The sequence below is a fragment of the Pseudomonas sp. QTF5 genome, from assembly GCF_000512695.2.
Lineage (GTDB): Bacteria > Pseudomonadota > Gammaproteobacteria > Pseudomonadales > Pseudomonadaceae > Aquipseudomonas.
Genome location: NZ_AZRW02000070.1, coordinates 1 through 11,023 on the forward strand (window position 1 = coordinate 1; position 11,023 = coordinate 11,023).

An 11,023-nucleotide genomic window follows, 5' to 3' on the forward strand; every position below is an offset into this window, starting at 1 on the left:
GCGCCATCATAGCGCCCTATTGAGGTGTCCAATTTCATTAGGCCAGATCAGCTTGCTCGCGAATGCGGTGTGACAGGCAGCGTTAATGTCGACTGACACACCGCATTCGCGAGCAAGCCCGCTCCCACATTTGTTGGCGGTGCTTCTGATAGGAATGTCTGTAGTTCTATATCTCAACTTGTGAAGGAAAACTCCCTAAAAAAGTAGGGCAAATCTGATTTCATTGTCCCTCCGTCAACACCCCTTGTCGCTCATGCAGAATCGCCCGCCTTCATTCTGCAGAGACACATCGGATGTTCGCGCCTGCCAATCAACCGCGTTTCACGTTGACCCTCGACGGCGCCCAGAATGAGCTCAAGGTACTTGAGTTCACGGGCAAGGAAGCCATCAGCCAACCCTACCGCTTTGACCTGGAACTGGTCAGCGAACGGCCCGACATTGACCTCGAAAGCCTGCTGCACCGTCAGGCGTTTCTGAGTTTCGATGCACAAGGTTCCGGTATTCACGGTCAGATTTTTCGTGTCGGCCAGAGCGATTCCGGCCAGCGTCTGACGGGTTACCAAATCAGTCTTGTACCGCGTCTGGCGTACCTCGCTCGGCGTATCAATCAGCGAATCTTCCAGCGCAAAAACGTGCCGACCATCGTCGAGGAGGTTCTCAAAGACCATGGCATCCAGCGCGATGCCTTTGAGTTCAGACTCGGCAGCGACTACTCCGATCGCGAGTATTGCGTGCAGTACGCCGAAAGCGATCTGGCGTTCATCCAGCGGTTATGTGCAGAAGTCGGCATTCATTACCACTTCCAGCACAGCCCCGACGGGCACCTTCTGGTCTTCGGTGATGATCAGACGGTTTTCCCCCGTCTACCCGAGCCGACTTTGTACCTGCCGGGCAGCGGAATGGCCGCGGATGCGCCAGCGATCAAGCGTTTCAACGTGCGGCTGGAAACCCGGACTACAGCGGTCACTCGCCGGGACTACGACTTCCATAAACCGCGCTTGAAACTCGAAAGCCGCCTCGACAGCGAACAGCGACCGGTGCTCGAGGACTACCACTTTCCCGGCCAATTCACCGATCGCGAACACGGCAAGCATCTGGCTCAACGGGCCTTGGAGCGCCACGGTGCAGATTACCGCCAGGCCGAAGGTCGCGGCGACGAATCTGCTTTAGTCAGTGGGCATTTCCTGCGCCTCGCCGAACACCCGCGTCAAACGTGGAATGACCTGTGGTTGATCACTGAAATTGAACACCGTGGCCGGCAGCCGCAGGTGCTGGAAGAGTCGGCCACCAGCGACAACCCGGATGATTTTCAGGGCTATCGCAATACCTTTCTGGCGACGCCGTGGGATGTTTTTTTTCGCCCGCCGCTGGGGCCAGAAAAACCACGCTTGCTTGGCTATCAGCCTGCCGTGGTCACCGGCCCGACTGACAGCGAAATCCATTGCGACGCGTACGGTCGAGTCAAGGTTCAGCTCGCCTGGGACCGTGACGGTCAGCTCAACGAGCATTCCAGTTGCTGGCTGCGCGTAGCCACTGGCTGGGCGCACGACCGCTACGGCAGCGTGATGATTCCGCGCGTCGGCATGGAAGTGCTGGTGGGGTTCGTCGATGCCGATGCCGACAAACCGCTGGTCATGGGTTGCCTGCCCAATGCGGCGACCCCAGTGCCGCTCGATCTGCCGGCGGACAAGACCCGCAGCATTTTCCGCAGCCAAAGTAGTCCCGGTGGCGGCGGTTACAACGAATTGCGCATTGAGGATCGCAAGGGCGCCGAGGAAATTTACCTGCGCGCCCAGCGAAACTGGACTCAGCATGTACTGAACGATCAACAAGTGCAGGTCGACAACCAGCGCAGCATCGTCGTCACCGGCATCGCCCGCCATGAGTTGAAGGCTGACGAAAAACGCATCACCCACGGTCAGCGCCAGACCGAAGTGCGGCTGGACGATCACTTGGTGGTGGTCGGCGACCGGCACATTCGCGTGACCAGTCAGGCCCTCAACGCCAGTCAGCAATTCCACGTCAGCGCCGGCCAGCAAGTGGTCATCGACGGCGGCGCCAGCGCGACCATTCAGGCCGGCGGGCAGTGGATCAACATCGGCCCCGGCGGGATTTTCAGCAGCGTGCCGATCCAGGTCGGTGGCGCACCGATGGCGGCCATGACTGCTGCGCCGAGCCGGCCGGACGTTCCGTTGAAACTCGCAGCCGCCCCGGCGGCGCTGCTCAGTGCCGCACAAATACTCAGCCTGCAAAGCGACGCCCCATTCTGCGAAGAATGCGAGCGCTGCAAGGACGGTGCTTGTGCCGCCTGATGCCTTGTCCCCTCATGCCTGGCTGGAGCGCCAGCTGCTGCAACCGTCGGAGCAACTGTTCGCGATCTTCAGCAGTGCCAGTGCTGCTGAACCCTTTAAAGCTTGGCAACGCTCGATCACGGATCAAGCGCCGAGTCCGATCTGGGCAGACACCGCGTATGCCGAGTGGGAAGCGGTGATGCCCTATGTCGGAATCGTCGCTGCTGGCAGTGAGTTTCTGGAGTGGGTTGCCACGACCGAGTCTCGAGACTGGGGTTGGCTGGCGGTTTCTTCTGCCTCTCAAGAAGCGCTGGTCGAGCATTTGCGCAGCCTCACTCAAGTTCTGCTGCCCAACAGCAACGTGGTGTTTTTCCGTTTCTGGGATGGGCGTTATGTGTTGCCGATTCTTCAGTCTGGCGACGTTAACGCCACGCAGTTAATGCCTGTCATCGACCGTTGTTTGATCAATGGTTTGCCGCTCGATATTGGTGGCAGTGCATTGAAAACCTCCAGGGTTTTTCCGTGGTGGGAAGTGTCCGAATCGCTGCTCGAAGACCTCGCCGCCGAGTCCGCAACAACACACATCAACAACTTGCTGAAGTGGTTGAGCGAAGACCGGCCTGATTTATATGAGGCGTTCTCAGAGCGCGTACTGCAGCACAAAGTTGCGATCTTTTTGCAAGCGCCGGACCTGCCTCAAGCACCGAAATCAGCTTTGGTGGATTACCTGATATCGGAGCTGGACTGATGGATCAGATCGAACGCATCGAGCAGGAGCTCGACGGTTTCAAAGACACCTTGAGTTTGTATCGCCAGCAACTTGGCAGCTTCTTGAGCCGGAATGCGGACAGGGTTAGCCGAGCTACGGATCTGCCGTCGCTGATGGACATGGAGCGGGTGATAAAACTCGGCAACACCACGACTGCAGTGAGCAGTGGCGACGATGATTTTCTCTCGGGTGTTGCGCAGTGCCCGGCAAATGGAATTTTGGAAATCGAGAGCAAGTTTGAATCGGTTTATGACATTCCGTTGGGGAATATTCAGGTCGATGTGGTTGCCCGTGATGGCGGTGAAAGCACACCGGTCTTGCTCGACGAAAGCGGTAAAGGACAGTTCGAAGGCACACCGGGCAAGTTCTATCGCGTCCATGTCCAGGGTGAAGTGACCCCGGCACAAATCAAGGACCTCTTTGCTTCTTACGATGGCCTGACATCAGAACTGGACGGTTGGCTACGCAACGAGTGGGAAGGGTTCAAACCGCAATGGTCGCAATCGACATTTGCGGCCGCCGGTAACGGAATACTCGCGGGAAGTTGGGCAGCGGTTATCGGTGTATGGGACAGCATCAGCCTGCTCTCGGACATTCTCCAGGATCCCCGAAAGTTCGTTGGCCGCCTGGGTAGCGGCGCCGACAAACTGGCCGAACTGGCAGAGAAATTCCCGGCAACAATGGAAAAGGTGCAACTGCTGGTCAGCGATGAAGCGGCCCTTTGTTTGTTGCTGCGCACGGCCAGCCTCTGGTTGGAGATGCTGCCACCCAGCGAAATCGCCGGCAAAACTGCCGAAGCGGTTTCAGCCGTGGTGGTGCAACTGCTCATCGACATTCTGATCGGGCTAGTTCTGACTTTTGCGGGCGTAGGCGCAGGTATTGCCTATTTGGCTATACGCCTTGCCAACTACGGCACTCGGATCGTCGACGCAGTAGTGGGTTTCGTCAAAGCGATCTTCAACATCATCAACAGCTTCATTACTTATGTTGATCGCTACAAAAAAGTAGCCGCGCGCGGCGTTGCTGCGGGTCTCAAACAAGGTCGCATGCAACTGCGCTGGGATGCCAAGCGCAACACCACGCTCAAACAAAACGAACACCACGACAACGTCCCGGCTCAGGCGAAAAACCCCAACGGCGACAGCGCCGACTCCGTCGATAAAACCGCCACCAACAAATGTCCGGTGTCGATGGTCACCGGCGAAGAACTGCTGACCCTCACCGACGGTTCGCTGGACGGCATCCTGCCGTTCGACTTCACCCGGCTCTACCGCACCAGCGCCGCCGAGATCGATGTCGGCCTCGGATTTGGCTGGAGCCATTCGTTATCCCATCGGCTGGAAATCGACGGCGACACTGTCATCTGGATCGACCACGAAAACCGTCGCACCACCTTCCCGCTGCCGAGCAGCGCCCGCCCGGCAATCCACAACAGCCTCTCGCGCGCCGCGATTTACCTCGGCAATGAACCCGAAGAACTGATCCTCGCCCAGGCCGGCGACGAGGCACGTTTCTACCATTTTCATAATGGTTTTCTCACAACCATCAGCGATCCTTACGACAACCGCCTACGCATCACCCGCGACCGCCAGGGCCGCATCCAGCGCCTCGACAACGGCGCCGGTCGTGCCTTGCTGTTGCGTTATGACCGCGCTCATCTGATCGCCGTCGACTATCAGGTGTTTGTCCCGGCGCAGACCCTCGATGAAGCCTGGCAGACCGAGCAAACACTGGTTGGTTACCGCTACGACGAGCGCGCCCGACTCATCGAAGCCACCAACGCCGCCGGTGAAAGCGAGCGTTACGACTACGATGACCAGCACGTCATCCTGCAGCGGCAATTGGCTGGTGGGGCGAGTTTCTTCTGGGAGTGGGAAAGGTCCGGCAAGGCTGCCAGATGCATCCGCCACTGGGCGTCGTTTGCGCAGATGGACGCGCGGTATACCTGGGATGACGAGGGCAGCGTCACCGTCCAGAACATCGATGGCAGCGAAGAGGTTTACGTCCACGACGACCGGGCGCGGCTGGTGCGCAAGGTTGAGCTGGATGGCGGCGAACAGCTCAGGGCCTATGACGAGCAGGGCCGGTTGGTGGCCGAGCAGGATCCGCTCGGGGCCGTCACTGAATACCGCTATGACGAAGTCGGACGGTTGGTGGCGCTGATTCCACCGGAAGACGAACCAACGTCCTACGAGTACCGCAACGGTTTCCTGCACGCGCGCTATCGCGGCAAAGCGGTGTGGAAATATCAGCGCAATGTTCAGGGGGACGTCACCGAGGCTACCGATCCCGACGGCCAGGTCACCCACTATCACTACGACGCTCAGGGGCGTTTGCTGTCGATCCGCTACCCGGACACCAGTCGGCATGTGTTCGTCTGGAATGCCTTGGGGCAGCTGGTCGAAGAGACACTGCCGGACGGTGGTGTACGGCGTTTTTCCTACGATGCGCTGGGGCGGCGGATTACCCGTCAGGACGAACACGGTGCGGTCACCCAGTACCAATGGGATGCCGTCAGCCGACTGCTCCAGACGATTTTGCCTACCGGTGCCACTCGCGCCTTCAGCTACAACACCTACGGCAAAATCACCGCCGAACGCGATGAACTGGGGCGCGTCACCCGCTATGAATACGCCGATGATCTGCACCTGGTCAGCCGCCGCATAAACCCCGACGGCACCCAGCTCAAGTACCGCTACGACAACGCGCAGCTGTTGCTCACGGAAATCGAAAACGAATCCGGCGAAAAATATCAGCTGGACTACACGCCCAACGGCCTGATCCGACAGGAAACCGGCTTCGACGGCCGCCGAACAGCTTACGTTTACGACCTCAATGGCCACCTACTGGAGAAAACCGAGTTCGGCGACGACGGCTCGCAGCTGATCACGGCTTATGAGCGGGACTCGGCCGGGCGGTTGCTGACCAAAACCCTGCCCGACGGCATCAAGGTCGAATACCGCTACGACTCGTTGGGCCGACTGACCAGTGTCGACGACGGCCACGATCACCCACTGGAATTCGAGTATGACCAGCAGGACCACCTGATCACCGAGCACCAGGGCTGGGGCACGATGCGTTATGCCTACGACGCCTGCGGCCAGCTCAACCGTCTGCGTCTGCCGGACGGCAGCAAACTCGATTACCACCATGCCAAGGGCGGCGCGCTGACGGCCATCGACCTTAATGGCGCGCGTCTTACAAGTCACACTTACAAATCCGACCGCGAACAGCAACGCCAGCAGGGTTTGCTGCTCAGCGAATATACCTACGACGACCAAGGCCGTTTGAAGGCCCATGCCGTCAGCCAACAGCAAAAAAGACTGTACCGCCGCGACTATGCCTACAGCCTCAACGGCAATCTCGACCACATCGCCGACACCCGCCACGGCCAGCGCAGCTACCAGTACGACCCGCTTAATCGACTGATCCGCGTCCGCCATTCCCGCGACCAACAGCCGGAAACCTTCGCCCACGACCCGGCCAGCAACCTGCAGATGCAGGATCGTCCTGGCGTTGCGAAGGTGCTGGGTAATCGCCTGCTGATGCAGGGCGACCGCCACTACGACTACGACGCCTTCGGCAACCTGCTCCGCGAACGCCGCGGCACCGCACAAAAACTTGTCACCGAATACCGCTACGACTGCCAGCACCGGCTGATCGGCGTCACCACGCCGGACGGTCGCTGTTCCAGTTACCGCTACGACGCCTTCGGCCGCCGCATCGCCAAAACCGTCGACGGTAAAACCACCGAGTTCTTCTGGCAGGGCGACAACCTCGTCGCTGAAAGCAGCAAGGAGCATTACCGCAGCTACGTCTACGAACTTGGCAGCTTCCGCCCACTGGCCATGCTCGACGGCAAAGGCCCGAAAAAAGCCTGCCCGTTTTACTACCAACTCGACCACCTCGGAACGCCGCAGGAGCTGACGGATTACGGTGGCGAGATTGTCTGGTCGGCCAAGTACAACGCCTACGGCAAGGTCACGCATCTGGCACTCGGTGGAGGCGAGCAACTCGACCAGCCACTGCGTTTCCAGGGGCAGTACTTCGACGCCGAGAGCGGTCTGCATTACAACCGGCATCGGTACTATGATCCGGATGTGGGTCGGTATCTGACGCCGGATCCGATCAAGTTGGCGGGCGGGCTGAACCAGTACCTGTACACGCCGAATCCGACGGGGTGGGTTGATCCGTTGGGGTTGAGCGGGAACTGTCCGCCACCGAATAAGCTTGGGTGTAAGGCTCCGGATGATGTTTCTGGCGCTAAGGTTGAAGAGGGTGAACCGCCGCTGCCGAAGCTGTCGGGTGATCAGCGGAGAGCGCGGATTGATGAGTTAGCTGAGGCTAATGCAAAGCGGCGGGTTTTGGAGTGGGAGGACAAGTACGGTATGCATACTGTTGCGAAACATAACCCTGAAATACCAGGCGTGGCGCTAAAGCAGAGATCGATTGATGGGAGCCATCCAACAAAAAAAGGAAAAAAGGAGAGGATTAACCCAAGTTCTCAGTTTAAAAGCTGGCTACTACAGATGCATGCAATAAATGATGCTGTTTCTAGAATGAATCGAAAGCCTCCCGCTCCCACGAGTTTTACTCAATCAGGGGATCCCGTTGTAAGGAGGGAAATGCCGGGTGGCGGTAGGGGCTATAAGCCTAATAAAAAGGATTTACAAAACCCGAAATATGTAGATGAGTTGAATTATTCAGAGGTTAGGTTTCGTCAAGGTGGTGTGGTTAAACCCTATACTGCATTCCCAGATTAGGATAAGTGAAAATGTTAAAGTGGCCTATGTATGACCTTCCTTTCGAGCCGACACTTTTGTATTGGTTGGGAGGGATTTCTATTTTTGATCGTGAAGAAACACTTGGTGAGGCTTTGTGGGTATATAATCCGAATGAAAAATCTGATAGAGAAAAAATTATTAAGTTGTTTTTGTTAAGTAACCTTGAGCATCTACCATATAGACACCGATTCTTGATGTTTAAAATACTCGAAGATGCCTTAATACAGCCAAGTTTTGATTTTTCTACTCAGTTTGAAAGCGACTACGACGCCAATACGTCTATGGCTTGGGATGAATCAGAGATAGACGATCCTCGTGGATTTTTTGAAGATATATATAAATTGGCAAGCGAAGAATGGAAAACCGATCTGCATAAGGCCAGTCTTGAAGACCAATCTACTTGGTGACAGAGGGGCACGGCAGCGAAATTTCCAGGCAAGGTCGTCGGAAGTTTCCTTCAAAACGTATCGGTTTCCATGAACTGGTGCGAAGTGAGATCCATGGATAGTCTTTGGCTGTCGCTGCAAATGCAGTGGCAGGGTGTAGGAACCCTGGACAACTCACCGCGCATCAGCGCTGTCGTTTGATTGCGGCACTTAACTTGTGTCCGTAACATCGTTCGCGGCGGCTGTGCGCGGGGCACGCTACGGCGTGGCTGAGTTTGGTGAGTTGCTCAGTTTCCTACTCCCGCGTACGGCTGCCACCCAAGCCCGTAGGAAAGGCCGTTGGTAGCTTTTAACTCAATCACCAAGGTCTAAAAAAATGAAAACACTTCACCCCGACCCACCCTACGAAAAACCAATCCCCCACCCCAAAAACCGCTTCATGGCCCTCACCAGCAACTGCACCGACATGCCCACGCTGTTCGTCGACACCCACGCGCCGCTCGATGTTTTATATGACGCTGCCAGCTATCGAATTCGTGCCGTGACGCAGGTGCTCGAGAACCTGTCGATGCGCGGTTCGGTCGAGTGTGAGTCGTTCATTCTTAGTGATTTTGCCTTGCTGTGTGCCATTCCGTTGCGGGATGGGTGTGATGTGCTGGATGTGGTGGGGCGGCGGTTGAGGGCTCGGTCTTCGGAGTAACGCCGCAGAATGATCGTTCCCACGCTCCTGCGTGGGAATGCAGCCCGTGACGCTCTGCGTCACATCGGTGTCAGGCACGAATTCGATTGCGTGGCTGGAACGCGGAGCGTCCCTTGAGGCATTCCCACGCGGGAGCGTGGGAACGATCAGCGTGCAGATTGCCCGCTCAGCCACCAACCCCTGACGTTCTGCGCCGTACAAGGTAAACTTCCCGGCCTTCGCAGGAGCAATCATGAATTATCGTCACGCCTTCCATGCCGGCAATCACGCCGATGTGTTCAAACACCTGACTTTGACCCGCCTCATCGCCTTGATGTCGCGCAAGGAGCAGCCGTTTGCCTATCTCGACACTCACGCCGGTATTGGTCTGTATGACCTGCAGGGCGATCAGGCCAGTCGTACCGGTGAGTACCTGGAAGGGATCGCGCGGTTGTGGGATCAGCCGGATTTGCCGGCGTTGACCGCCGATTACATGAAGGTGCTGCACGACATGAACCCGGATGGCCAGTTGCGCTATTACCCGGGGTCGCCGGAGTTGGCGCGGCGTCTGACGCGGCCGCAGGATCGGCTGATGCTCAACGAGAAGCACCCCGAAGACGGCTTGCTGCTCAAGGACAACATGGCCGGTGATCGTCGGGTGAAGGTGCACTTGGGCGAAGGCTGGCATGTGCCGCGTGCGATGTTGCCGGTGCAGGAGAAACGGGCGGTGATGTTGATTGATCCGCCGTTTGAGCAGCTTGATGAGATGCAGCGCTGTGCGGCGTCGTTGAAAGAGGCGATTGGCCGGATGCGCCAGACAGTGGCGGCGATCTGGTACCCGGTGAAGGACCAGCGCATGTTGCGGCGTTTTTATCAGGACTTGGCAGGCACGGGCGCGCCGAAGTTGTTGCGGGTGGAGTTGCTGGTGCATCCGCTGGATACGCCCAATAGCCTGAATGGTTCGGGGTTGGCGATTGCTAATCCGCCATGGGGGCTTGAGGAAGAGTTGCGTGAGTTGCTGCCGTGGTTGTCCAAGAAGCTTGGGCAGACTCAGGGTGGGTGGCAGATGGATTGGTTGATTGCCGAGAGTTGATCGCTGATCAGATACATTGATGGCGTCTGAAAGGACGCCTTCGCGAGCAAGCCCGCTCCCACAGGGGGATCATGTCGATCACAGAGTGTGGTCAGACACAGATCCAGTGTGGGAGCGGGCTTGCTCGCGAAGCTTTTCAGGGCCCGAAAATCAGATCGGGCAAGTCACGCCTGTACCGCCAATCCCGCAATACCCTTCAGGGTTTTTTGCCAGGTACTGCTGGTGATACGCCTCGGCGAAGTAGAACGTCGGGGCTTCTTCGATTTCGGTGGTGATGGTGCCTTTGCCAGCCTTGGTCAACTCGGCCTGGAATACTTGTTCGCTGTGCTTGGCCGCAGCCAGTTGCGTCGGGTTGGTCGCATAGATCACCGAGCGGTACTGGGTGCCGATGTCGTTACCTTGGCGCATGCCCTGGGTCGGGTTGTGCAGTTCCCAGAACATCTTCAGCAGTTCTTCGTAGCTGACTTTTGCCGGCTCGTAGACCACTAGCACCACTTCGCTATGGCCGGTCAGGCCCGAGCAGACTTCTTCATACGTCGGGTTCGGCGTAAAACCGCCGGCGTAACCCACCGCTGTACTGACAACGCCTTCACGCTGCCAGAACTTGCGCTCCGCACCCCAGAAGCAGCCCAGGCCGAAGATCGCGAAATCCACGTCGGTGACGAACGGGCCCAGCAGCGGGGCGTCGTGGACGAAGTGTTTTTCCGGCACGGTCATTGGGGTTTCGCGGCCAGGCAGAGCTTGTTCTTTAGTCGGGAGCACGTTTTTGTTCACCAGGATTTCCGAGCGCAGAACCATGATCAGTCCTCTCAGTCAGGTTGAGATGTAAATAAACAGACTGCCAGTGTGCCTAATGACGCTCGGTTAAGCACTACCCAATGTGGGAGCGGGCTTGCTCGCGAAGGCGGTGTGTCAGACGCCATCAATGTCGACTGTCACGCCGCCTTCGCGAGCAAGCTGAACTGGCCTAATGAAATTGGACACATCAATAGGGCGCTATGATGGCGCCCAAATCTGAGGT

7 protein-coding genes are annotated in these 11,023 nt (G+C 57.6%); 6 read left to right on the forward strand and 1 reads right to left on the reverse strand.

Annotation, left to right across the window (positions count from 1 at the left end; genetic code table 11):
• The first annotated feature begins 293 nt into the window (after positions 1–293).
• The 6 genes from IC37_RS28345 (at position 294) to IC37_RS28370 (ending at position 10,002) form a co-directional block, all read left to right on the forward strand.
• Complete coding sequence (locus IC37_RS28345) at positions 294–2,312, forward strand: type VI secretion system tip protein VgrG (RefSeq protein WP_030129434.1); 2,019 nt, start codon at positions 294–296, stop codon at positions 2,310–2,312.
• Positions 2,302–3,039, forward strand: a complete 738-nt coding sequence (locus IC37_RS28350; RefSeq protein WP_030129435.1) for a DUF4123 domain-containing protein — start codon at positions 2,302–2,304, stop codon at positions 3,037–3,039. Before IC37_RS28345 ends, IC37_RS28350 begins: the two co-directional genes overlap by 11 nt.
• Complete coding sequence (locus IC37_RS28355; protein ID WP_030129436.1) at positions 3,039–7,823, forward strand: RHS repeat-associated core domain-containing protein; 4,785 nt, start codon at positions 3,039–3,041, stop codon at positions 7,821–7,823. Before IC37_RS28350 ends, IC37_RS28355 begins: the two co-directional genes overlap by 1 nt.
• An 11-nt stretch (positions 7,824–7,834) precedes the next feature.
• Positions 7,835–8,251, forward strand: a complete 417-nt coding sequence (locus IC37_RS28360; protein WP_030129437.1) for a hypothetical protein — start codon at positions 7,835–7,837, stop codon at positions 8,249–8,251.
• Between the two features lie 355 nt (positions 8,252–8,606).
• Positions 8,607–8,930, forward strand: a complete 324-nt coding sequence (locus IC37_RS28365) for a hypothetical protein (protein WP_030129438.1) — start codon at positions 8,607–8,609, stop codon at positions 8,928–8,930.
• Positions 8,931–9,162: 232 nt separating this feature from the next.
• Complete coding sequence (locus tag IC37_RS28370; protein ID WP_008009107.1) at positions 9,163–10,002, forward strand: 23S rRNA (adenine(2030)-N(6))-methyltransferase RlmJ; 840 nt, start codon at positions 9,163–9,165, stop codon at positions 10,000–10,002.
• A 150-nt stretch (positions 10,003–10,152) separates the two neighbouring features.
• Here the strand turns inward: IC37_RS28370 and msrA are convergent, their stop codons facing one another.
• Complete coding sequence (gene msrA, locus IC37_RS28375; protein ID WP_030129439.1) at positions 10,153–10,800, reverse strand: peptide-methionine (S)-S-oxide reductase MsrA; 648 nt, start codon at positions 10,798–10,800, stop codon at positions 10,153–10,155.
• Positions 10,801–11,023: the final 223 nt, after the last annotated feature.